Source organism: Coprobacter secundus subsp. similis (genome assembly GCF_015097275.1).
In the GTDB taxonomy this organism is placed as follows: Bacteria; Bacteroidota; Bacteroidia; order Bacteroidales; family Coprobacteraceae; genus Coprobacter; species Coprobacter secundus.
This window is the reverse complement of record NZ_AP023322.1, coordinates 1,319,107-1,342,556: the sequence shown is the minus strand read 5'-3', so window position 1 is coordinate 1,342,556 and position 23,450 is coordinate 1,319,107. Positions and strand designations below refer to the sequence as shown.

Genomic DNA, 23,450 nt, shown 5'->3' with positions numbered 1-23,450 from the left:
TAGACGGTATGGCCTGGCTGGCCAATACCATGTCATCAGATGGCAGCACAAGTCATCAGATGTCTCATGTTGTCTGTTGCAGGAACCGGTCTTTCAGAAATATCCGATTGTTGAATCTGGGGAGTACAGCCATATTCAGGAAAGGCATGTATCATACTTCGTTATATTGCGTAATTTTGCATAGTACTGTATTTCAGTGTATTTACTAAGTTTGTACCAAAACAGAACGTATGAAAGGCAACACACTGAATGTAATGTTCTTTATCTTGAAGAACAAGTTGTTGAAGAACGGTGAAGCACCGGTCGTTCTTCGGGTGACAATCAATGGACAGCGGGATGAAATCCGTATCCAGCGCTCTATACCGGTGGAGTTATGGGACAATGCGAAGATGCGTAGCAAGGGAAGGGGGCGGAGTTCGGCAGAGCTGAACATGTATCTTGAGACACTGAGGGACAGAATATATGTCATCCATAAGAATTCCGTGTATGATGGGGAAAGACTGACTCCGAAGAAAATTCTAGATATTTTGTATGCCAGGGAAGGACGGCATCTGGTTCTGAAGGCCATGAAGGAATGTATAGACAGATGGGCGGCTTCTCCCGGGGATTTACATCCTGTCACCTTGGCACGTTACAACAGGTGTCACGGATTGGTGGAGACAGTCATACGGGATGTTTACAATAAGGAGGACGTCGCATTCTCCGAACTGGACAGGAAGTTCATCACGGCATTTGAAAGGTATCTGAAGGAAACCCGTGGGCTGGCCCGGAATACGGCGGCTAAATATCTGGAGTGTTTCCGTAAGGTTCTCAAGGTGGCTCAGCAGAAGGGCTGGATGGAACATGGCAAGTTTTTGGAGGAACTGGGACAGTTGTGCGTAAAGGAGGAGACTTACCCTTCTTTTCTGGACTGGGATGAACTGAGAACAGTGATGGAAACGGATATGCTAGCCGGACGTTTGGAGCGGGTGAAGGATGTGTTCGTCTTCTGCGCTCTCACCGGACTTTCCTATCAGGGGATAAGCACCCTTTGTCCGTCGCACTTGTTTAGGGATGACGAGGGAACACTGTGGATTTGCAGGACACGTGCTGAAGGAGCGGAGGTTGGAGACAGTTGTACAAGCCGTGTTCCTCTTCTTAAACCGGCAATGGTCCTGTTGGAGAAATACAGAGGCTGGAATCCGATGAATCCGGAAGGTCCGTGTTTTCCTGTCCCGTCAGTCCAGAAAATGAATGAATACCTGAAAGAGGTGGCAGTGCGGTGTCGGATTTCCAAGCGTCTGACCACCCAGATGGCCCGCAATACATTTGCTGCGACAGTCACCCTGGCCAACCGGATTCCCAAAGAACACGTCAGGGAAATGCTTGGCTATTCTTCCGACTATATGTTGCGCCATTATATGCAGGCTCAGGAAAGGAATTCCTGAAAGGTATGAAGTGGAACATACAATACCCTGATAAAGTGAAAGGCTATACTCCAACAGATGTGGTGGTATAGCCTTTCCAATAAACAAAACCGGATGTCAGAACGCTTCTTTTCAGTTCTTTTCCAGCAGTCGTACGATATCGCTTTCCCGGTATAGGATTTTTCCTCCTATCTGGTAATAAGGCAATATGCCGCAGCTTCTGTAGTCCAGCAGCGTACGCTTGCTTAGCTTGAGCTTTCCGGCTAGTTCCGTATCTGTCAGATAGTTTTCCCCGTCCAATAAGTGCTGGTTGTCCATTGGCAAATGGTCGATGAGGTCCGATACCCTTTTCATTTCATCGAAGAAATGAAGCACTTCCTTGTCTGATCTGGTGATGATTGTTCCCATAAAATGTTCTTTTTGGTTTGAAACAAAGATATCCGCATTCCCATGCCGCTGCAAACCGCCGGAGCCTGTTGTCATCAGATTTCATTAAATGTCATCAGATTTCATCGGACCGGATTCCGGCTTCCAGTCCTTCAGCTTGTTCTTTAATACCTTCATGTCCTCCGTGACTTTTCTGTATGTGATTTTGGCATAGGCTTGTGTAACCCTCAAATTGGTATGTCCGAGCATTTTGGAAAGTGTTTCTATTGGAAGTCCGTTTTCCAGACAGACGGTCACGGCGAACGTGTGCCGGGCCACATGAAATGTCACCCTTTTTCTTATATGGCAGATGTCGGCAAGCTCTTTAAGGTAGGCATTGCTTTTCTGGTTCGAGATGGTCGGGAATAGGTATTCCGATTCGCCTTTTCTTATGTAAAAACTTGCTATTTTCTTGGCTTGGGGAAGGAGAGGGATGAATGCGGGGTGGTTGGTCTTGGTCCTGTACAGATGGATATACATGCTTTTGTCAGAATCTGAAATGATTTGATCCTTTCTCAACCGACAGATGTCTGAGTAGGAGATGCCTGTGAAGCAGCTGAAGATGAATATGTCACGGATGGAAGCCAGTCTAGGAATATCCAGCCGCTTGCCCATTATCCTTATTATTTCCTGCCTGTTCAGGTATTGTTTCTGGCTTTCTTCCTTCTTTATTCGGTAAGTTGAGAACGGATTGGTCAGGATAATTCCGCACCGGTATGCCCATAGGATTCCTTTTCTTACCATACTCATCATCTTGGCTGTTGTATTGATTGATAGCCTGCAGTCAGTCCTGAAGAAAAGTTCTAGTTCGTGTATCATCTGCCGGTTGAACTGTTCCAGTGGCATATCTTGTCTGCCCATTTTCTTGCAGAACTCCTCAAGCCGCCTGTAGACTAGTTTATGTCTGTTGGAATGGGACATGCTGATTTGTCCGGCATGTGCCAGCCTGTCCGCATCTTTCACCTGTTTGTCAAATATCTCCAAAAGGGAATGCGGGTTGGATCCTGTGGTCATGAAGCGTTGTTTCAGCATTCTTGCCGTAAGCTGTTTCCCTTCCAGTTGGGCCTGTTGGTAATGATGTTGCAATGTGGAACTTACTTTGTCCAGGTATGCATTGATGTCGTGTGCTTCTGGATTCATGTCGGAAACACGCCTGTTCTGCTTGTCCCAATGCTCCTGCAGGATGGACATCTTCAGGCTTACATCTGCGGCCTTGTTGTTGACTATGATGCGGAGCATGATTGTTGACTTGCTGTCTTTTTGAAGTTTTCTACGTTTCAAATAGAAGTAGATGGAAAAACTATGTCTCATAAGAAATAAATATTAATTGTGTCCATATCACAGACGGATGCATAGGACACGGATAAGACATAGATTATGGTTTTGAATGGAATGTAATTGTTGATTATTAATAGTTTTAGATAAAATGCAATAAAAGAAGAAAATGAAGTAAATATGTAGTTTTCAGATATTTGTTTAGGTCATAAAAAAAGGTTCGGATCCGCCTGGGGCCCGAACCCAGAGCCCCAAGCTGCCTTGGAGTAATTGGATGGTATGTAATGTGTTTATTATCAAATGTTTGCATCTTTGTAGTTCGGCATTGCTTACAAAAATAGGTTCAATTCCTACATTATTTGCTGGTGAACCTTGTAGGATATTAGTATTCAACCAGATACATCAGACTGCTAAGTGCGGACTTTTCAAATAACCACCTTTTTTCATCTGCATCAGAGAAGAATTTGACGTTACGGAGGTAGTGTTCTTCGGCTCGCCGGAATGGACAGGAAAAGTCGGTTATTTCCGTTCCTTTGGGGAAATCTTACATTCCGCAGTTTTAGCATGTCCGTTTACATAAGTACGGGCTTCTTCACGGAATCTTTCACGTTCCGATGTTCCAAGTTTGCCGAACTGGGAATCTATGAGTTCGTCGATGTTTGTTAGACCGTTTTCTTTTAGAATTTTCTTTTCTGTATTCATCTTAAAAAAATAGCTTAAAAAGCTTATTAGAGTTTTTTTATACTATGGCACATTTCTTTTTTTAATAGTAGGAATACAAAAATTTTTAATATCAACTCCACTAAGCGAATAGTATCCAGTTGAATATGGTTTTGCGTTCTTGACAAGATAGCTCCAAAAAAGATCACTATCAAGAACGCTTTTCAAGACTTGCAACTTTTCAAGGTCATCGCTAACAAATGCAACGCCATTGTATAGCATCAGGTCTGCATCATCTTTCAAAACGCAATGAAGAGGCTTGTTTGCGAACTTCGGAAAGAATAATTTATATCTTGGCATTATGAGCGACTGAGTTCTACCATAGGCATACCATGTGGGATACTTATCTGTCTTGCCTTTGTCACGTGTAGCGAGTTGTTTGCGTTGGGATAAAAGATAAGTATAAGTATAAGGAAAAATGGTCTTCATGACTGACTCCTCAATAATTGTAGCTCGCCCTTTATTAATACAGTATGGGAAAATCAATTTCTCGATAATGCTTTCGAAAGAAACCTCCGAATTGAGTTTGTTGGAATTGATGACATTTCTACATATTGCTTTTTCTATAGGGTAGCGTCCATCTTTAGATTCCAAATAATAATAGTTATCGTCCTCTGCGACAGGTTTGAATATGTAAGTCTTGTTACTAAGTGTTGCTATACCGTGGCGAGACTGACAATATTTGCCAATAGGAATTCCTGTGGACTCCATTTGGCGTACTGCATCAAAATCATTGAGACTCCACCCTTTTTTGTTATCAAGTTGATCATATAAGATATTAGTATATTTGGGTGTTATGTTTAAATCTCCATTCTCATTAACGGCATAATGTAGTGTATCTGATGCTTGATTCTTTGTGAGGAAGAAAAGACATGTATATGTACTTTTCTTTTGAAAAATCTGATAACCACGAAAATCCAATATTGAAATATCATGAATTCCACGAGAAAAATAATTCCGTACAGCTCTACCATTGACTGAGCGGATAAAACTATTCATTGTGATGAAGCCCAACTTTCCACCATCATTAAGCATTTCCGTTGCTATTTGGAAAAAAGGAATATACAAATCTGGATGTCCAGACAGACAAACTTCATATTGCAACATCTTTTCCTTTATGATAGCATCTACATTGCGCGAACAAACGTATGGCGGATTGCCAACAATAACATCAAAATGCGTGTAAGTCTGATTCCATTCCGCTGTGTTAAAATCTAGTGTATCTGCTTGAAGAATATTGAAATCAAAGTCTAAATCCTCATTATAAAGCAAGGCTAAAAGTGAAAGCAGGATTTTTGTCCTTTCCACAGAATACTCTTGGACATCAATCCCATATATTGATTCTTGATAAATATCACAAAATGTCCTCCCTGTATTATTGCGTAGAAACAATGCAACATCCATTAAAAAACCACCACAACCACAAGCGATGTCTGCCACACGAACATGTTGCATTTGTTCATTTGGCATTGTATTTAAGCAAGTTTCAATGATCTTTTTTCTTACAGACCTAGGTGTATAAACGGCTCCTGTTACAATACGGTCAGCTGGCGAAACGACAAATTCAAAGAGACTAATCATGTCTTCTATTGTCATTGGTGTAGGATGGAAATGGCGAATCTTTGATATAAATTCCTGCAACAAGTCAAAATCTTTATCATCCTTGTCTATGAGCAATCCTTTTATAATATGATTATTCTCAATCTTCAGATCACTAAGCGACACAAAAGAAGACACGAACAGGCGATTAACTGTCCGTGTATCTGTGAGTTGTTTTCGTTTAAGATATGCGAAAATTTGAGAGTTCATTGATTAGTCAAATTTTGGTTTTCCTCTTAATTGTTCCTCTAGGTTGTGGTATAATCTATTCAGTTTTTCTTTGGCTCTTAGTTCCTCCAACGAATCAATGTTCACTTCATCTAATTCTTTAAGCATAATTTTAATTTCTTCTAACTTCCATCTCACTCGGTGAGCAGGATTTCCAAAATTAAGTGCAGACCACATCCAATCACCAAGATCAGTAATTGAGTGTATAGAGCCATCTGCCAGTCTCTCAAATTGTGCTGCGTAAGCATCATCGCAAGGGTCTATGAAACCTTGTTTCCCATCGTTATGGATATTCTCATCCCCCGTAGGCCACTTTGCGCGTTTGGAATTATTGCAAGATCGGCATGAATAAACCAAATTAGAATATTCTGTAGGAGATATGTTCACAAGGCTCTTTTTAGGGACAAAATGATCAACCTCATAATAAGTATCCCTAAAGAACTCATGATCCCCACAATAACCGCAGCGTTGATGAAAATCTTCGCGTAGCAATGGCTTATATTCGTTATGAGTCTTATATACTGGTACTGATTCTCGACGAGCAGGGGTTATTTTTCTGAAATCTGACATAGTTTACTTCTTGTGTAAATCAACAATACTTTGGGCGACTTTCAACAACTCCTCTAATGTCTCATTTGATTTGCTTGTAATCAAATCAGCATGAACGCTATTATCCAAATCCAACTCTGACAAGTAAAGTTCAGCCTCAAACCTTGCGACCGACTCTTCATTTGTCAAGTTCTCCCCTTTGGAAACTTTATCTTGAAGATGTTTAATTATATTTTCAGCCGAAGCCTTACGACTATTGTAATTATTTACATTTGCCGTAATAATACTCTTTAGCTTTTCGTACTGATTTGCATCAGTAAATAATTCTTTACCACGGATTATTTGGGCTTCTTTACACTCTATTAATGCATTACTCTCAAATGATGTTATAATGAACATTGGTAGATGTTTGTTGTGACGATGAAGTACATGTATCACATCATCGCCAGTATATGATACTACCCCTGTATTATTCAAGCGATAATCAATTAATACAGCTTGTGCATCGAATTCGCATATCTCCCGCCAAATATCTTCTATATTTTGAGGCATAGATTGTGGAATGTGAAGCTGAAAGTCGTTCTTCAGTACAGAATGAGCTTGTGACTGCCAGCCCTCATCTTCATCTAAATAGACTAATCTGATTTTATCGTTCATAATTATTTGATCTTAAATATTGTTCTTATTCCAAAGCCTTTCTCAACAGGCAGTAATGCAATCATTGCATCCGGATATTTGCTGATAATGCCTTTCGCGATAAACAATCCCATGCCAGTGCCAATCTTATTGTTCTGATTATCCACTATAGATGTCTCGAAAGCATTAAAAATAACATCTGGGGTATTTTTATATTCTTGAGAAAGTCCGATACCATTATCAACAAAATCTATTACAGCATATCCATGGTCATTGCTCACACGTACTGAAATCGTTTTATTCTCTTCCTTTGAAGTGAGGAATGCAGATATGGAATTTGTTACAAAATTATTGAATATACTATCCAAATCCATTTCGAATCCTTTTAGGAACGTACCATCCATGTTTATTAATTGGAGATCAATATGTATCAATTTTCTTAATAGGATAGGCTTCCATGACTCAATAAACAAAGTAAAGTAATTCGACAAATCAATATCTACCCAATCCCTTTTACTTCGACGTATTGAGTTTAAAGAATAAAGGAGCCAATTATAAAGTTTCTCGTCTTCTGCTTTCATGTTTCTTAACTCCTGATATGGATTGTCGAAACGCATTCCTTCAAACTGTTTTTCTGGTAGATATTGCAGAAGAATATTCTTAAGCAACTCGTTTCTCGGTAAAAGACGAAGCATTACGCTTCGGAGTTCATGGGTAAATGTAGCAGAAGATATTCCCATACTCGCCAGTCCACGAAGCATTGAAAGTTCAGCCTCCTTGTCACTGAGTTCTGTCTCCAAAGACTTATAATCAGCAGCAAGAATCTTTAAATCTTCTGCTTCTTTCGACAAATTCTCATCTTTAGACTCAAGAGCCTTATTGGCAATCTCCTTTGCTTGTGCTGTCTGTGGATGTTCTTCTTTGTACAGTTCCGACAGATTGTACATGATGGTATTACGATCAAGCTCGAAAGCCGAGATTATCTGCAACAACAGATTTTTAAACAAAGCGAAAACCGCATTTTCTTGAATACCCTCTCGACTTGATTTATCCTCGAAAGCCGCATTTGTCAATCTTGAAATCTTGACGACACCAGCAATCTGATTGGGACGGATTCTATAACCGCCCATTTTCTGACCGGCACCACCAGGACTCTTTGCCTGTCTGCGACCTAAACCCAACCAATCATCCCCGTTCTCTCCGTACGGACGGACACGGAATTCATCGCGATAGATACGCACACCGCCAAACCTGTCAAGCCAATGAGTACGGGCTGATTCATCAAATAAATTGTATGGATATTTTTGATTCCCATCCTTGTCTCGATCATCCTTTAACGTATTTTTTAGAAAGAAGAATGTAAATCCAAATTTCCCGACCTGCTCTAGCAGATTAGCATCAACCTTTTCGTTTATTTGAATAGTTTGAGTGATTTCTCTTTTTTGAAAATCCTCTAAACGAAATGGTTCTACTTTCATTGCATCTCGCAGAAATACTTTGCTGTAAAATGTTTCAAGTTTAGAAAAGTTCAATTCATTTCTCTCAATCTTTATCTGTATTTCACGACCTCCTTCATACTGAGCAGAAATTTTATAGTCATAATCCTCATACTCCATCGGATTAACCTTTCCACTCCACTGCAAATCATGCATCTTGTACAGATACAATTCAAAAGATGATTGTAACTCTGCGGGGATGAGCATCTCAAGGTTCTTCAACAATCCATTCAGAGCATCGTCATTCCAATCGTCATTCAGATGGGATATACAAAGGATTGTTCCGTGAAAATTTTCAGAAACTAATTTGTCATATATTGGCAATCTGTTAATGCCATATTCATTAAGTTTACTTGCCAAATAGTCAATAGTAATTTCTTCTAAGTTTGCTTCTACATCCGAAAGCACACGTGCTTTATCAAACTTTTTCCAATCAACATTCCACACATAACCTTTGCCAAACTCGTTACTAGCAAAAGACAACATCTCTGCAGAAGTCCCTAATCTGTTCAAAGCAAATCGACCAATACCTTTTGCCCCACTTTTAACACGCTTTTTATTTGAAGAACGGGCATTGAGAAGCTTATCATCCGTGCCAATCGTCATCCAATGCTTGATGATAATTTCATCTGTCATTCCTGAACCATTATCAATTATGAACAGTTTGGATTTTACATTATCTTCTCGGATATCTGCCACTACTACACAAGTATCCGCATCCGCGTCATAAGCATTCTTTACCAGCTCTATAATAGCTCCTTCAGCATTGGCAAAGTTCTCCATACCAATAAGATGCGCTGTTCTTGCTGATATCGCAAATGGAATTTTCATTGTCGTACGTTAAATAAACTTGAAAAGATATCTCTCAATCCACAATAAGTTCGCTTAATTTCACGTCAAGCAGAGTCGCAATCTGGTTCATGGTCTGCAAATCTGGTTGTGACTTTTGAGAGCACCATTTGCTCACTGTACAAGTTGACTTACCTAATTTTTCCGCAAGCCATTTGCTTGTCAGGTGTTTCTCCACTAAGACAACCTTAATTCTATTCAAGTCTTTATTCATAGCTGTAAATCTAATAAATTAAACTATCACGCAAATTTAATGAAATATTTTTTATTCCTCAAAGCGTTGCTATATTAAACTCAATTTATTTGATAAATGGATGTTACAAGTGAAGTACAGCTTGATTACATTACATAATCTCATCGTTCCTTTCCTCTTGGTAGCTACATTCTTGAAAGTCTGATTGGCATTAATAATGTTTATCCGCTTGATTATCCAATATAAATCATTAACTTTGTAATGTTGGAACAAGGCAAATTCCTATCGGAAAAACATAGAAATGAAGCAGGTGCAGAGCTGGGTGCTTTTTCTGGAAGATTTTTATAACAAACTGAATTTCAGTATTGATTAAAGACTCCGTTAGTCCCGTACGCACCGCGAAAATTAAAAGAAAAAGTTCTGAAATTTTTAAATTTCAGAACTTTTTCTTTTTTCCATTTCAATAAAAGATACGAGGTTTAAAGTAATTTTCATGAGACTTATTCATGAGATTATTTGAAGAAGTAATTTATATATATTTTTTACTAAATCCAATTTACCATAACTTGCTTTAATGGCTATTATAGTTGTACTATAATTTTTTTGTAATTGTCTGCCATTTTTTTGTCTGTGTTTATAAAATTTGAGAGCCCACCGGCAACAAATGGAGTTCGGTAACCTGCATACAAAGCAATACTATCTGTATATTTTGTGATATTTGCACTAACCTTTTTCATTTTAATATAATGATTTCACATAGTTATTCTTTTATTATGTTTATTTGAAATTATTTCTCTTGATTTCTTGTCTATCTTGATTATGTTTATTGTGTGCTTTCCAATAGGTATAAATCTATATAAAAACCACATATAGAAAAATATGGCAATAAACCTTTCAGTATATTTCAGAAGGTTTATTTTTATTTTAGAGTTATAAGTACAACCCCGTTTCTTTTTCCTTTTTCTCCATATCTTTTCGCAAGTGTAGTATCTTTAACAACTGTTATTGTTGCTATTTTATTCCTATCAATAGCTGATAGTATATCTAATGGTAGTTCATGTCCGTTTACAACAAAAACAGCACTGTCATTTGTATTTTCTGTTATTCCTATAATGTTTGTGGACAAAGAATCAGCTTTGTTATTAGAATAGCTTTCTTTCGCCTTTTTACCATTTGTACAACAAAATATAGTTGCACAAACTCCAATACAAAATAACATTTTTTTATTCATACATTTAACTCTTTAGGTTTGTAATTCTATTTTTGTATATTTTTAAATGTTTTTTATCTATCATTCAACTATTTACAAATATAATAAAAGTATAATATTTTTCACCATAGAATTATATCTTATATCCTTTTTATAGTTTGTTTTTTCCTTTTTGGGTGCGACTTACTTCGATTATGACAGTAGCTCCTTTATATTTAGGAAATAGTTTATTCAGATGTATTAAGTCATTATAATGGAGATTTTATTGATATTGTATTTGACTTATTCCACCATTATTTAATAATTAATTATTAGTTTTTCTTCCTTTAAATCAGTCGAAAAATTATTCAAGTTTTTGAGCTTTTGCTTAAAATGTAATCTGATTCTTTAATATATTACTTTGTTTTATACAAAATATTTATTCAACATTTCTTAAAATATAAATGTTATAAAGATATGTGCTGTTTTGAGAATGGTTATTGTTAGTTACGGACAATAATCGAATAATAGATATGAATATTCTTTATCAGCGTAAAATTTATTTGTATGTTTGATAAAATTATTTATACCTTTGTTTGAGAAAAATAATATAGATTTTAATTGTAAACGAAAAATTATGACAAACGATTTTAGAAAGTATGCGACCAAACATTTAGGAATGAATGGTCTCGCTTTAGATCAATATATGGATATATCCAGTAGTTATATTTCTCCGACGATTATAGAAGAGCGTCAGTTAAATGTGGCCCAAATGGATGTGTTTTCTCGCTTGATGATGGACCGTATAATATTTTTGGGGACTCAAGTTGATGATTATACTGCCAATGTTATACAAGCTCAGTTGCTTTATCTTGACTCTGCAGATCCGGGTAAAGATATCTCAATTTATTTAAATACTCCGGGTGGCAGTGTATATGCTGGTTTAGGAATATATGATACGATGCAATATGTCGCAAGTGATGTATCGACTATTTGTACCGGTATGGCTGCTTCTATGGGTGCGGTTCTTTTAGTTGCAGGTACTAAGGGAAAACGCTTTGCTCTTCGTCATTCTCGAGTAATGATTCATCAGCCTATGGGGGGGGCTCAGGGCCAAGCTTCTGATATAGAAATTACAGCGAGAGAGATACAGAAGTTGAAAAAGGAGTTGTATACTATTATTGCAGATCATTCAGGAAATATGTATGAGAAAGTAGAGAAAGATTCAGACCGAGATTATTGGATGACTGCTGCAGAGGCAAAAGAATATGGTATGATAGATGAAGTGCTGGTACGGAATAAATAAAAAGAAAAAAGAAAAGATACCGGAAAGAGAATAATGGCAAAACAAGAGAATAAATGTAGTTTTTGTGGCAGGTCAGAGAAAGAAGTGAATCTGTTAATTGCCGGACAAACAGGATATATTTGCGATACGTGTGCTGAACAGGCGTATCTGATTACTGAAGAAGCTTTTGGAAAGAAAAAGAAACAGAATTCGGCTCTGGGTTTCACTCAAAAAGATTTGCCCCGGCCACAACAAATCAAGAAGTTTTTGGATGAATACGTGATTGGACAAGATGCAGCTAAACGATTTTTAGCTGTATCGGTGTTTAATCATTATAAACGATTATTACAAAATCAGACTGCGGACAAAGACGATGTAGAGATTGAAAAATCAAATATAATCATGGTCGGCCCTACCGGGACAGGAAAAACTCTGCTGGCTAAAACGATTGCTCGTATGTTGCATGTGCCATTTACTATTGTAGATGCTACAGTTCTTACCGAGGCCGGGTATGTAGGGGAAGATATAGAAAGTATTCTGACCCGTCTGTTGCAGGTTGCAGATTATAATGTTGAGGCTGCGGAACGAGGAATCGTGTTTATTGACGAGATTGATAAGATTGCCAGAAAGAGTGATAACCCGTCGATAACTCGGGACGTCAGTGGAGAAGGTGTACAGCAGGGACTTCTTAAGTTACTTGAAGGCTCAGTTGTAAATGTTCCTCCTCAAGGGGGACGGAAACATCCGGATCAGAAAATGATTGCCGTAAATACAAAAAATATATTGTATATATGCGGTGGTGCATTTGATGGTATAGAGAAAAAAATAGCTATGCGGCTCAATACTCGTGTTGTCGGGTATACTGCAGGGAAAAAAACGGCGGAGATAGATAGAGACAATTTATTGCAATATGTATCGCCTCAGGATTTAAAATCTTTTGGATTGATTCCTGAAATAATCGGACGATTGCCTATTCTTACTTATCTCGAACCGTTAGACAAAAAATCTTTACGTCGTATTTTGACAGAACCCAAAAATTCTATTATCAAGCAATATGTAAAGTTGTTTGAAATGGATGATATCAAGCTCACGTTTGACGAAAGTGCTCTTGATTTTATTGTAGAGAAAGCGATAGAATTCAAGTTGGGTGCGAGAGGATTACGCTCAATTGCTGAAAATATTATGATGGATGCTATGTTTGATATGCCTTCTTCTGACGAAAAGTCTTTGGTGATAACTAGAGAGTATGCAGAAGAGAAGCTGGCGAAAACAAACATGTTGACTCTACATTAAAATTGGTATTTTTGTAAGAAAATATTGGTTTGTAAGAAATCAATGTTGTATATTTGTTTTTCAAGATTGTAATAATAAATTTTATACGTACTTAGAAAAAAGAGTAAAAATAGTTGGTTATTTTGCAGACTTGTTTATAAATTTGTTATAGTTCAAAGTTTAGTGCGGATTTTGATATTGATATTTACGTTGTTAATCACAGAATTGCATGACTAAAGAGATAAACCTGACAGAAGAGCTGAAAAAATATTTCGGTTTTGACACCTTTAAGGGTAACCAAAAGGCAATTATCGAAAATTTGTTGGCGGGTAAAGATACATTTGTATTGATGCCTACCGGGGGTGGTAAATCGTTGTGCTATCAGTTGCCTTCTTTATTGCTTGATGGTACAGCGGTAGTTATTTCTCCTTTAATTGCTTTGATGAAAAATCAGGTAGATGCTATGCGCAATTTCAGTGAAGAAGATGGCGTAGCACATTTTATAAATTCATCTTTAAATAAATCTGCAATCGACCAGGTTAAGACAGATATTCTGTCTGGTAAGACTAAATTATTGTACGTTGCTCCGGAGTCCTTGACGAAGGAGGAAAATATTGAATTTCTTAAACAAGCTAAAATCTCGTTTTATGCAGTGGACGAAGCGCACTGTATTTCAGAATGGGGGCATGACTTTCGTCCTGAATATCGTCGTATACGTCCCATTATTAATGAAATAGGATCTCATCCGCTGATTGCTCTTACAGCAACAGCAACACCGAAGGTACAACACGATATTCAGAAAAATCTGGGAATGACCGATTCTGCGGTTTTTAAATCGTCGTTTAATCGTCCGAATTTATATTATGAAGTACGTCCCAAAACCCAAAATGTCGATAAGGATATAATTCGTTATATCAAGAATCAGCCGGGAAAATCTGGTATAATCTATTGTTTGAGTCGGAAGAAAGTAGAGGAGCTGGCTGAAACTTTGAAAGTAAATGGGATAAATGCTTTACCCTATCATGCCGGAATGGACTCTGCTACACGTACTCAAAATCAAGATGCATTTTTGCTTGAGAAAGTAGATGTAATTGTAGCAACTATAGCTTTTGGTATGGGAATTGATAAGCCTGATGTGAGGTATGTGATACATTATGATATACCGAAAAGTCTTGAAGGATATTATCAGGAGACTGGGAGAGCCGGACGTGATGGAGGTGAAGGGCAGTGTATAACATTCTATATGAATAAGGACCTGCAAAAGCTTGAAAAGTTTATGCAGGGGAAACCCATAGCCGAGCAAGAAATCGGAAAACAGCTATTGCTTGAAACGGCAGCATATGCTGAGTCGTCAGTATGTCGTAGAAAATTGTTGTTGCATTATTTCGGTGAGGAATATAATGAGGAAAATTGTGGAAATTGTGACAATTGTTTAAACCCAAAGAAACAAGTGGAAGCTCAAGATTTACTTTGTGCAGTTATTGAAACTGTCGTAGCATTAAAGGAAAAGTTTAAAGCCGATCATGTGATCGATGTTTTGTTAGGAAAAGAAACAACAGAAGTGTTATCATATCATCAGGATGAACTCGAAGTATTCGGGTGCGGACAGGGTGAAGAAGAGAAAACGTGGAATGCCGTAATACGGCAAGCTCTTATTGCAGGTTATCTCGATAAAGATATTGAGAATTATGGTTTATTGAAAGTGACTAAAGCTGGATTGGCTTTCCTTAAAAAGCCTGTTTCATTTAAGATAGTGGAAGATAATGATTTTGAAGAGATAGAGGAAGAGGTTCCAATGAAAGGAGGGGCCTCATGTGCTGTCGATCCCACATTATATTCGATATTGAAGGATTTACGGAAAAAGATTGCAAAGAAACTAGAACTTCCTCCCTATGTCATATTTCAGGATCCTTCATTGGAAGCGATGGCAACGACTTATCCGGTAACGATAGAAGAGTTGCAGAATATTCCCGGAGTAGGGGCCGGTAAGGCAAAACGTTACGGAGAAGAATTTATTAAAGTAATCAAAATTCATTGTGATGAGAATGAAATAGAACGTCCTGAAGATTTGCGAGTTAGGACGGTTGCTAATAAATCTAAATTGAAAGTTTCTATAATACAAGGTATAGATCGTAAAATTGCTTTAGATGAATTGGCCGAATCGAAAGGATTAGAATTTTCTGATTTATTAGATGAGGTAGAAGCTATAGTATATTCAGGTACTAAAATAAATATAGATTATTTCTTGCAGGAAATAATGGATGAGGACCATATTGAAGATATATTTGAGTATTTTAAAGAAGCTGATTCCGATAGTCTTGAAGATGCCATCAATGAATTAGGTAGAGATTATACAGAAGAAGAGATACGCTTGGTTCGTATCAAGTTTCTTTCGGAAATGGGTAATTAATAAAACTATAATAATTGAATGTGGGGGAGAAGGCACTGTTTTATAAGTGCCTTTTCTATTTGTACAATACTTTATTGTGAAGAATGAGCAATTTGAAAATAGATGTTCTATTTTTGTAATTATCGATTCTACTTTTTGAGGGTAGTGTATGGGTGAAATCTTAAAAAAATGAGAAAAATTTTCCGGTCGTATAAATATTCATTAAAAAAATAATTATCTTTGTACGCAATAAATTTTTAACACCTACCTCATATGTCATTTATTGCAGATAAAGTTGTTATGGATGGGTTAACGTTTGATGATGTATTGTTAATCCCCGCTTATTCCGAAGTCTTACCGCGTGAAGTTAAACTTACTACCAAGTTTTCACGAAATATTCAGTTAAATATTCCGTTAGTTTCTGCTGCTATGGATACGGTTACAGAAGCTCAATTGGCTATAGCAATTGCCCGTGAAGGGGGAATTGGAGTTATACATAAAAATATGTCGATAGAAGCTCAAGCCAAGCAAGTACATTCTGTGAAACGTGCAGAAAACGGTATGATTTATGACCCGGTAACGATTAAAAGAGGTTCTACAGTAAAGGATGCCCTTGATCTGATGAGCGAATATCATATAGGAGGTATTCCTGTAGTTGATGACGAGCGACGATTAGTAGGTATTGTAACCAATAGAGATCTCCGTTTTGAGAAGAACTTGCGTCGTACCATAGATGAAGTGATGACTTCTAAAAATTTAGTTACAACAAATCAGTCGACTGATTTACAACAGGCCGCTGATATATTGCAAAATCATAAAATAGAAAAGTTGCCGGTTGTAGATAAGAATGGAAAATTGATAGGGTTGGTTACTTATAAAGATATAACAAAAGCAAAAGACAAGCCTTTTGCTTGTAAAGATAAGTTGGGACGTTTGCGTGTTGCTGCTGGAGTAGGAGTGACTGCTGATTCGATGGAGCGTGTTGCAGCCTTGGTAGATGCGGGAGTTGATGCAATAGTTATTGATACAGCACATGGCCATTCTAAAGGTGTAGTATCTGTTTTGAAACAAGTAAAGGTTGCCTATCCTCAGATTGATGTAGTTGTCGGTAATATTGCAACAGGTGAGGCTGCTCGTTATTTGGTGGATGCCGGAGCCGATGGTGTAAAAGTTGGTATTGGACCGGGCTCTATTTGTACGACACGTGTAATTGCGGGAGTGGGGGTTCCCCAGTTGTCTGCGGTTTATGATGTAGCAAAAGCCTTAGAGGGTACGGGTATACCGTTGATTGCTGATGGGGGTATCCGTTATTCGGGAGATATTGTTAAGGCTTTAGCCGCTGGAGGATATTCTGTTATGTTAGGTGGTTTGTTGGCCGGAGTAGAAGAGTCTCCTGGTGAAACGATTATTTATAACGGACGAAAATTTAAATCATATCGTGGAATGGGGTCGTTAGAAGCTATGGAAAAGGGCTCGAAGGACCGTTATTTCCAAGCAGGTGAAACTGATGTAAAGAAATTAGTTCCTGAGGGAATTGCTGCACGAGTTCCATATAAAGGTTCTTTATATGAAGTGATTTATCAGATGGTGGGAGGATTACGTGCAGGTATGGGTTATTGTGGTGCTGCTGATATAGAAGCTTTGCATCAGGCTAAATTTACCCGTATAACGAATGCCGGAGTAGCAGAGAGTCATCCTCATGATGTTACAATTACGAGTGAGTCTCCTAATTATAGTAGTAGGGCCTAATAACATAAGATGAGATTTTTGCGTGTATATAAAAAACACCAAAGTCTATACTATTAAAATAAGGACAGATAAATACACTAATTTATCAGAATAAATATAATTTTCTTATATTTGATTCGTTAAATTAGTGTATTCTTTTTGTAGAATACAAGATTGTATGAAACAAAATGAAATTGAAATATATCATTTATAATTGTAGAAAACGATAAAAAACGATGAAAAACAATTGGTTATTAGTATCGCTTTATGTTGGTTGTTCGTTGGCTTGGCCCGGTTATAGCCAGAACGATGATCCTGAATTAATGAAAATAAATGGAAAAAGTATTAAACGATCTGAGTTTGAGTATATTTATAACAAGAATAATCAACAGCAGATAGATAATAAGTCGTTAGACGAATATGTAACATTGTTTAAAAATTATAAGCTCAAAGTTGCTGAAGCTGAGGCTAATGGCATTGATACAACAAAAGCTTTTATAAATGAATTGGCGGGATATCGAACTCAGTTAGCTCAACCTTATTTGGTGGATAGTCGAGTTGACGACCGTTTAGCTCATGAGGCATATGACCGTTTGAAAGAAAATGTAGAAGTAAGCCATATTTTGTTTAAAGTAAGTCCGGGAGCTTCTTCTGAGGAGAGGGAAAAGGTCTATCAGAAAGCCTTTTCTGTATTAGAGCGTATTCGTAAAGGTGAGGATTTTACGAAATTAGCCAAGCAATATTCTGAAGACCCGTCGGTAGTAAATAATGGTGGGTATTTAGGTTATATTACCGGTTTTATGACTGTATATCCGTTTGAAACGGCTGCTTATAATACACCTGTAGGTTCTGTTTCAGAACCGGTTCTTACGTCCTTTGGATATCATTTGATTAAAGTTTCTAATCGTAGGCCAGATCGTGGGGAAGTGCTTACTTCTCATATTATGATTATGGTTCCGGCGAATTCTTCGAATGAGACGAAGAAAGAAAAAGAGTTAAAGGCGAAAGAGATATATCAGGAAGTAATACAAGGTGGCGACTTTGCTAAAATTGCTAAAGAAAAATCAGAAGATAAAGCTTCTGGGCAAAGAGGAGGAGAGTTACCTTGGTTTGGAACAGGGCGTATTGTAAAAGAATATGAAGACGCAGCTTTTGCATTAAAGAATAAGGGGGATATATCGGAACCCGTATTGTCACCTTACGGATGGCATATTATTAAATTGCTTGATCGTCGTTCTATAAAATCTTTTGAGGATATGAAACCAAATATTATGCGGCGTATTTCTCAGGATGAGCGAGGAAATCAAGGCCAAAAAGCTCTTATCGAAAAACTGAAAGTTGATTATAGATATGCTTTAAATACAGTTGAAAAAGTAAAACTTGAACAGTTTGCAAAGACTATGTTTCCGGCTGATTCCCTGTTTATAGCAACTGTTAAAAATAATCAAGCTTCTTTGTTTTCATTGGCAGGAAATGATTATCCAGTGTCTGGGTTTGCTGATTATATGAAAAAAATGCGTAGAGGAAATGCTTCTATTGATGCAATAACATATCTGAATGATAAGCTTAATGCTTATATAGATAGCCAGATATTGAAATATGAAGACTCTCAATTGGAAAATAAATATGCCGATTTTCGTAATTTAATGAATGAATATCGGGATGGAATGTTACTTTTTGAGATTAGCAATCGTGAAGTTTGGGATAAAGCAGCTAAAGATGAGGACGGTTTAGCAAAATATTTTAAAGAAAATAAAAAAGCTTATGCATGGGATAAGCCCCATTATAAAGGATATGCTGTTAGTTGTATAGATAAAGATGTGGCAAAGGCTGTAAAGAAAAGAATGAAGTCATTACCTGCTGATTCAGTAGTTTTTTATATTAATAAGGAATTTAATAACGATAGTGTTACTTCTGTTAAAATAGTGAAGGGACTTTATGTTCAAGGAGATAATAATATTGTGGATAAACTGATATTTAAAGATAAAAATGCTGCTATAGATGAGAAGTTGCCGGTTATATTTGTTTCAGGTAAGAAGTTGAAAAAGATGCCGGAGTGTTTTACCGATGTTCGGGGACAAGTTACCGCTGATTATCAAAATTATCTTGAGAAGTTATGGGTAGACAATTTAAATCGAAAATATCCGGTTGAAATACATGAAGATGTTCTAAAAACAGTTAATAAGCATTAGAATCAACAGATTTCGTTGTACATTTATACCCTGATATAAATGTACAAGATAAGACTCATTTTATGTATAGATTATTCTCATTGTCGATGGCTGGTTTGTTAGCAATACATTTCTTTATGGGATGTAGAGGGAAAAACACGGGTAGCGGCAGTGAGAATGATGTTTTAGTAAAGGTAGGAGATCATATTCTTACACGAGCCGAGTTGAATGAGGCTTTGCCGAGGGGATTATCAGTGGTAGATAGTGCAACATTTGCTGATAATTTTGTAAAACAATGGGCGGAAGATATTTTGTTGTATGATGTTGCAGCAGAAAATCTTCCTGATATGGTGCGTATAGAACGGATGATTGAGCAATACAGGAGAGATTTAGTTATTTTTGAGTATCAAAAGCAGCTTATGAATGAAAAGTTATCAAGAAAGATACCTGAATCAGAAATAAAAGCCTATTATGAGGCTAATCCTGGCCGTTTTAAATTGAAGTCGGGGATTATTAAAGGGCTTTTTCTAAAAGTTCCATATAATTCCCCTAGAATAAATCAGTTGAAAAAATGGTATAAATCGGGCAAGTCTGAAGCCGTAGAGAATATTGAGAAATATGGATTACAGAATGCTGTAATTTATGAATATTTTTATGATCGATGGATACCTTTTAAGGAAGTAATGAATAATATTCCTTATGAAATTTCAGATGAAACTGCTTTTTTGCGAACACATCATAATATAGAATATCAGGATAGTTCTTATTTATATTTGTTGAATATTAGCGATGTTCTTACAGAAGGTAGTGAAATGCCTTTTGATTTTGCGCGGAAACAAATAGAAGAGATATTGCTGAATCATCGTAAAAATGAATTTATACGTAATACTCAAAGAGAACTTTACGATGAGGCTTTTAAGAAAGGAGAAATAGAGTTTCCGGGTCTTCAAGGAGAAAAATGAAGATATGAAAGTTAGACAAATGTTATATAAAAAAAGATAAGATGCGAAAGTTAACGAGAGTTATAGGGCTGGTGTTCCTGATGGTAATACCTGTACTGTCGGTTGTTGCTCAGGATAATGTTGTAGATGAAGTCGTCTGGATCGTTGGAGACGATGCTATTTTGAAGTCAGAAGTAGAAGAGCAATATCGAAATTTGCAATACGAAGGACAGAAAATTGATGGTGATCCTTATTGTGTCATTCCGGAACAGATAGCAATACAAAAACTGTTTTTACATCAGGCGAAACTTGATAGTATTAGTATTCCGGAATCTCAGGTTATACAGCAAGTGGAGGCTCGTATGAACTATTTTATTGCGAATATAGGTTCTAAAGAGAAGCTGGAAGAATACTTTAATAAGCCATTGTCTCAGATACGGGAAGAGCTTACTGATATGGTTCGTGAACAGGGTACTGTACAGGAAATGCAGCGCCATTTGGTGAAAGATATAAAGATTACGCCATCTGAAGTTCGTCGATATTTTAGTGGTTTGCCTATAGACAGTATTCCTTATATTCCTACACAGGTAGAAGTGCAGATAATAACAATCAATCCGAAAATACCGCAACAGGAAATAGATAATATAAAAGCTCGATTGAGGGAGTATAGTGACCGGGTAATGAAAGGAGAAGCAGACTTTTCTACATTAGCGATTATGTATTCGCAAGATCCTGGCTCAGCTCGTATGGGAGGTGAGTTGGGTTTTATGGGAAGAGGAAGTCTTGTTCCTGAGTATGCCAATGTCGCTTTTAATTTGAATGACCCGAAGAAAGTTTCTAAGATAGTGGAAACTGAGTTTGGTTACCATATTATACAGCTCATTGAGAAACGAGGGGATCGTATTAATACACGTCATATTTTATTGAAGCCAGAGGTTGCACAGAAAGATATTGATGATGCTGTTTCTCGACTTGATTCTTTAAAGATGGATATTAATGCTAAAAAATTTACATTTGAAGAAGCTGCACAATATATTTCTCAGGATAAGGACACTCGGAATAACAGTGGCTTGATGGTAAATCAGGAGTCAGGTACAACAAAATTTGAAATGCGTAATTTACCGCAAGAAATAGCCAAAGTGGTAGATGGAATGGCAGTAGGGGATATATCCGCTCCATTTACGATGATCAACCAAAAGAGGGGAAAAGAGGTTGTTGCTATAGTTAAGTTGAAATCTCGGACAGAAGGGCATAAAGCTAATATTTCAGATGATTATCAAGCTTTGAAAAGTATTGTAGAGAATGCTAAGCAGCATGAGCTTATTCAGGAATGGATCAAAAAGAAACAGAAAGAAACCTATATCCGTATTAAGGAAGGCTGGCGAAATTGTGAATTTAAATATGACGGTTGGGTAAGGCAATAAAGAGTGAAATAAGGTATCATAGATTCGATGCGTAGAAAAAATAGATTTTTATATTTGGACAGGCATAAGATATTGGTAGGTATCTTATGCCTGTTGGTTCTTTGTGTATGGGCACAACATAGACCGAACCCTCCTAAAATCAAACATTTAGCAAAGACATCAGTTAAAGATGATCCGCAGAAAAAAGTTTATTTGGAATTTGCTGAGACACTTGATTTTGATGAAAAATTGAATCCTGATTATCAGATATTGAGGGGAAATGTTCGTTTTCGTAAAGAAGGCATGTATATGTTTTGTGATAGTGCCTATTTTTATGAGGCAAGTAATTCTTTAGATGCTTTCGGTAATGTACGCATGGAGCAAGGAGACACATTGTTTGTTTATAGTGATGTCATGTTCTATGATGGGGTGACGCAAATTGCCCGTCTTCGTGAAAATGTGAGAATGGAAAATCAAGATATGGTACTTTTTACAGATAGCCTTAATTATGATTTGGTTCCTAATATCGGATATTTTTTTGAAGGAGGTAAATTAGTTGATAGTGAAAATGAATTGACCTCTATTTATGGTCAATATAGTCCGGATACTAAACGGGCGGTATTTAATTATGATGTGCAGTTGGTAAATCCAGAATACACATTGTATTCCGATACATTGGAGTATAGCACAGTAACAAAGATTGCAGATATTTTGGGCCCGTCCGTAATAGTTTCGGATAGTAATATTATTTATTCGAGAAGGGGATGGTACGATACCCAGAATAACACATCCATGTTGCTTGACCGTTCTATCGTTGTCAGTAAAAGCCAGCAATTGACGGGTGATACTATTTATTATGATAGGGACAGAGGGTTTGGTGAGGTATTCGGAAATATGTTTATGAACGATACGTTACGGAAAGTTATTATGGAGGGTCAGTATGGTTTTTATAATGAAAAAACAGAATATTCGTTTGCAACCGATTCGGCTCGGGTGTTGGAATATTCGGGGATAGATACATTATATTTGCATGCTGATACTTTGAAAGGTTTTACATTACCCGATTCTACTCGTATGTTGCAGGCTTATTACGGTACGAGGTTTTTTCGTAATGATATGCAGGGTGTATGTGATTCGATGAACTATTTTACTCGGGATTCGGCAATATATATGTATAAGGATCCGATTGTATGGAGCGATAATTATCAAATATTTGGAGATACGATAAAGGTATTTATGAATGATAGTACAGTAGATTGGGCTCATATTCCTCATTTTGCATTTGCTGCGCAACAGAAAGATTCTTTGTTTTTCGATCAGTTGGCAGGAAAAGATTTGAAGGCTTATTTTAAAGGGGGGCAGTTGGATAAAGTAGATGTCAGTGGAAATGTGCAGACGATATTTTATCCTCAGGAAAGAGATTCTTCATACACAGGCTTGAATCGTGCAGAAAGTAGTTTTCTCACGATGTTTTTGAAGGACCAGAAAATGGATAAACTTATAATGTGGCCTGAAGTGCAGGGAAGCCTGACTCCTGTTCCTATGATAAAGAGAGATCAACTTTTTTTACCTGATTATCAGTGGTTTGAAGATTATAGACCTAAAGATTCGGCAGATATATTTCGGAAAATTGTGAAACAAGTAACTGATATGCCGAAAAAGAAACGCCGTTTCAGCAATCAATAGATAAATGAA

The 23,450-nt window shown here is 37.1% G+C and carries 18 protein-coding genes; 9 read left to right on the top strand and 9 right to left on the bottom strand.

Going from position 1 to position 23,450, the window contains the following annotated elements; genetic code table 11:
* The first annotated feature begins 230 nt into the window (after positions 1-230).
* The gene (locus tag Cop2CBH44_RS05265; RefSeq protein WP_200755680.1) at positions 231-1,427 is read left to right on the top strand and encodes a site-specific integrase; all 1,197 of its coding nucleotides are present in this window, start codon (positions 231-233) and stop codon (positions 1,425-1,427) included.
* A gap of 111 nt (positions 1,428-1,538) precedes the next feature.
* Here the strand turns inward: Cop2CBH44_RS05265 and Cop2CBH44_RS05260 are convergent, their stop codons facing one another.
* The 9 genes from Cop2CBH44_RS05260 to Cop2CBH44_RS05220 all read right to left on the bottom strand — a co-directional run bounded on the left by Cop2CBH44_RS05260 (position 1,539) and on the right by Cop2CBH44_RS05220 (position 10,608).
* Positions 1,539-1,760, bottom strand: a complete 222-nt coding sequence (locus Cop2CBH44_RS05260; RefSeq protein WP_420838973.1) for a helix-turn-helix domain-containing protein — start codon at positions 1,758-1,760, stop codon at positions 1,539-1,541.
* A gap of 138 nt (positions 1,761-1,898) precedes the next feature.
* Positions 1,899-3,143, bottom strand: a complete 1,245-nt coding sequence (locus tag Cop2CBH44_RS05255; RefSeq protein ID WP_200755679.1) for a site-specific integrase — start codon at positions 3,141-3,143, stop codon at positions 1,899-1,901.
* 483 nt (positions 3,144-3,626) lie between these two features.
* Complete coding sequence (locus Cop2CBH44_RS05250) at positions 3,627-3,809, bottom strand: hypothetical protein (RefSeq protein ID WP_022510850.1); 183 nt, start codon at positions 3,807-3,809, stop codon at positions 3,627-3,629.
* A gap of 42 nt (positions 3,810-3,851) precedes the next feature.
* Complete coding sequence (locus tag Cop2CBH44_RS05245; protein ID WP_200755678.1) at positions 3,852-5,636, bottom strand: HsdM family class I SAM-dependent methyltransferase; 1,785 nt, start codon at positions 5,634-5,636, stop codon at positions 3,852-3,854.
* Between the two features lie 3 nt (positions 5,637-5,639).
* Positions 5,640-6,224: an HNH endonuclease gene (locus Cop2CBH44_RS05240; RefSeq protein WP_087384152.1), complete on the bottom strand. Its 585-nt coding sequence runs from the start codon at positions 6,222-6,224 to the stop codon at positions 5,640-5,642.
* Between the two features lie 3 nt (positions 6,225-6,227).
* Positions 6,228-6,860, bottom strand: a complete 633-nt coding sequence (locus Cop2CBH44_RS05235) for a hypothetical protein (RefSeq protein WP_087384149.1) — start codon at positions 6,858-6,860, stop codon at positions 6,228-6,230.
* Positions 6,861-6,862: 2 nt separating this feature from the next.
* Positions 6,863-9,166, bottom strand: coding sequence for an ATP-binding protein (locus Cop2CBH44_RS05230; RefSeq protein ID WP_087384146.1), 2,304 nt, complete (start codon positions 9,164-9,166; stop codon positions 6,863-6,865).
* Positions 9,167-9,200: 34 nt separating this feature from the next.
* Entirely contained in the window at positions 9,201-9,398 is a 198-nt protein-coding gene (locus tag Cop2CBH44_RS05225) for a helix-turn-helix transcriptional regulator (RefSeq protein WP_087384143.1), read from the bottom strand.
* A gap of 898 nt (positions 9,399-10,296) precedes the next feature.
* A complete protein-coding gene (locus Cop2CBH44_RS05220) occupies positions 10,297-10,608 on the bottom strand; it encodes a hypothetical protein (protein WP_021931347.1) in 312 nt (103 codons plus the stop codon).
* Between the two features lie 595 nt (positions 10,609-11,203).
* Here Cop2CBH44_RS05220 and clpP point away from each other — a divergent pair.
* The 8 genes from clpP to Cop2CBH44_RS05180 all read left to right on the top strand — a co-directional run bounded on the left by clpP (position 11,204) and on the right by Cop2CBH44_RS05180 (position 23,441).
* Entirely contained in the window at positions 11,204-11,872 is a 669-nt protein-coding gene (gene clpP, locus Cop2CBH44_RS05215; RefSeq protein WP_044230295.1) for an ATP-dependent Clp endopeptidase proteolytic subunit ClpP, read from the top strand.
* Between the two features lie 33 nt (positions 11,873-11,905).
* Positions 11,906-13,144, top strand: coding sequence for an ATP-dependent Clp protease ATP-binding subunit ClpX (gene clpX, locus Cop2CBH44_RS05210; RefSeq protein WP_021931345.1), 1,239 nt, complete (start codon positions 11,906-11,908; stop codon positions 13,142-13,144).
* 208 nt (positions 13,145-13,352) lie between these two features.
* On the top strand, positions 13,353-15,533 hold the full coding sequence (gene recQ / locus Cop2CBH44_RS05205) for a DNA helicase RecQ (RefSeq protein ID WP_021931344.1): 2,181 nt from the start codon (positions 13,353-13,355) through the stop codon (positions 15,531-15,533).
* A 252-nt stretch (positions 15,534-15,785) separates the two neighbouring features.
* The gene (guaB, locus tag Cop2CBH44_RS05200; protein ID WP_021931343.1) at positions 15,786-17,261 is read left to right on the top strand and encodes an IMP dehydrogenase; all 1,476 of its coding nucleotides are present in this window, start codon (positions 15,786-15,788) and stop codon (positions 17,259-17,261) included.
* A gap of 215 nt (positions 17,262-17,476) precedes the next feature.
* Positions 17,477-19,432 carry a peptidylprolyl isomerase gene (locus tag Cop2CBH44_RS05195; RefSeq protein WP_200755677.1) on the top strand — a complete coding sequence of 652 codons (1,956 nt, stop codon included), beginning with the start codon at positions 17,477-17,479 and terminating at the stop codon, positions 19,430-19,432.
* A gap of 62 nt (positions 19,433-19,494) precedes the next feature.
* Positions 19,495-20,373, top strand: a complete 879-nt coding sequence (locus tag Cop2CBH44_RS05190; protein WP_055096529.1) for a peptidylprolyl isomerase — start codon at positions 19,495-19,497, stop codon at positions 20,371-20,373.
* Positions 20,374-20,414: 41 nt separating this feature from the next.
* Positions 20,415-21,776, top strand: a complete 1,362-nt coding sequence (locus Cop2CBH44_RS05185) for a peptidylprolyl isomerase (RefSeq protein ID WP_200755676.1) — start codon at positions 20,415-20,417, stop codon at positions 21,774-21,776.
* Between the two features lie 27 nt (positions 21,777-21,803).
* On the top strand, positions 21,804-23,441 hold the full coding sequence (locus Cop2CBH44_RS05180) for an OstA-like protein (RefSeq protein ID WP_021931339.1): 1,638 nt from the start codon (positions 21,804-21,806) through the stop codon (positions 23,439-23,441).
* Positions 23,442-23,450 lie beyond the last annotated feature (9 nt).

What these genes read in the sequence shown, in the direction of transcription:
- Cop2CBH44_RS05265 (WP_200755680.1), top strand. Translation starts at nt 231, where the DNA reads ATGAAAGGCAACACACTGAATGTAATGTTCTTTATCTTGAAGAACAAG.
- Cop2CBH44_RS05260 (WP_420838973.1), bottom strand. Translation starts at nt 1,760, where the DNA reads ATGAAAAGGGTATCGGACCTCATCGACCATTTGCCAATGGACAACCAG.
- Cop2CBH44_RS05255 (WP_200755679.1), bottom strand. Translation starts at nt 3,143, where the DNA reads ATGAGACATAGTTTTTCCATCTACTTCTATTTGAAACGTAGAAAACTT.
- Cop2CBH44_RS05250 (WP_022510850.1), bottom strand. Translation starts at nt 3,809, where the DNA reads ATGAATACAGAAAAGAAAATTCTAAAAGAAAACGGTCTAACAAACATC.
- Cop2CBH44_RS05245 (WP_200755678.1), bottom strand. Translation starts at nt 5,636, where the DNA reads ATGAACTCTCAAATTTTCGCATATCTTAAACGAAAACAACTCACAGAT.
- Cop2CBH44_RS05240 (WP_087384152.1), bottom strand. Translation starts at nt 6,224, where the DNA reads ATGTCAGATTTCAGAAAAATAACCCCTGCTCGTCGAGAATCAGTACCA.
- Cop2CBH44_RS05235 (WP_087384149.1), bottom strand. Translation starts at nt 6,860, where the DNA reads ATGAACGATAAAATCAGATTAGTCTATTTAGATGAAGATGAGGGCTGG.
- Cop2CBH44_RS05230 (WP_087384146.1), bottom strand. Translation starts at nt 9,166, where the DNA reads ATGAAAATTCCATTTGCGATATCAGCAAGAACAGCGCATCTTATTGGT.
- Cop2CBH44_RS05225 (WP_087384143.1), bottom strand. Translation starts at nt 9,398, where the DNA reads ATGAATAAAGACTTGAATAGAATTAAGGTTGTCTTAGTGGAGAAACAC.
- Cop2CBH44_RS05220 (WP_021931347.1), bottom strand. Translation starts at nt 10,608, where the DNA reads ATGAATAAAAAAATGTTATTTTGTATTGGAGTTTGTGCAACTATATTT.
- clpP (WP_044230295.1), top strand. Translation starts at nt 11,204, where the DNA reads ATGACAAACGATTTTAGAAAGTATGCGACCAAACATTTAGGAATGAAT.
- clpX (WP_021931345.1), top strand. Translation starts at nt 11,906, where the DNA reads ATGGCAAAACAAGAGAATAAATGTAGTTTTTGTGGCAGGTCAGAGAAA.
- recQ (WP_021931344.1), top strand. Translation starts at nt 13,353, where the DNA reads ATGACTAAAGAGATAAACCTGACAGAAGAGCTGAAAAAATATTTCGGT.
- guaB (WP_021931343.1), top strand. Translation starts at nt 15,786, where the DNA reads ATGTCATTTATTGCAGATAAAGTTGTTATGGATGGGTTAACGTTTGAT.
- Cop2CBH44_RS05195 (WP_200755677.1), top strand. Translation starts at nt 17,477, where the DNA reads ATGAAAAACAATTGGTTATTAGTATCGCTTTATGTTGGTTGTTCGTTG.
- Cop2CBH44_RS05190 (WP_055096529.1), top strand. Translation starts at nt 19,495, where the DNA reads ATGTATAGATTATTCTCATTGTCGATGGCTGGTTTGTTAGCAATACAT.
- Cop2CBH44_RS05185 (WP_200755676.1), top strand. Translation starts at nt 20,415, where the DNA reads ATGCGAAAGTTAACGAGAGTTATAGGGCTGGTGTTCCTGATGGTAATA.
- Cop2CBH44_RS05180 (WP_021931339.1), top strand. Translation starts at nt 21,804, where the DNA reads ATGCGTAGAAAAAATAGATTTTTATATTTGGACAGGCATAAGATATTG.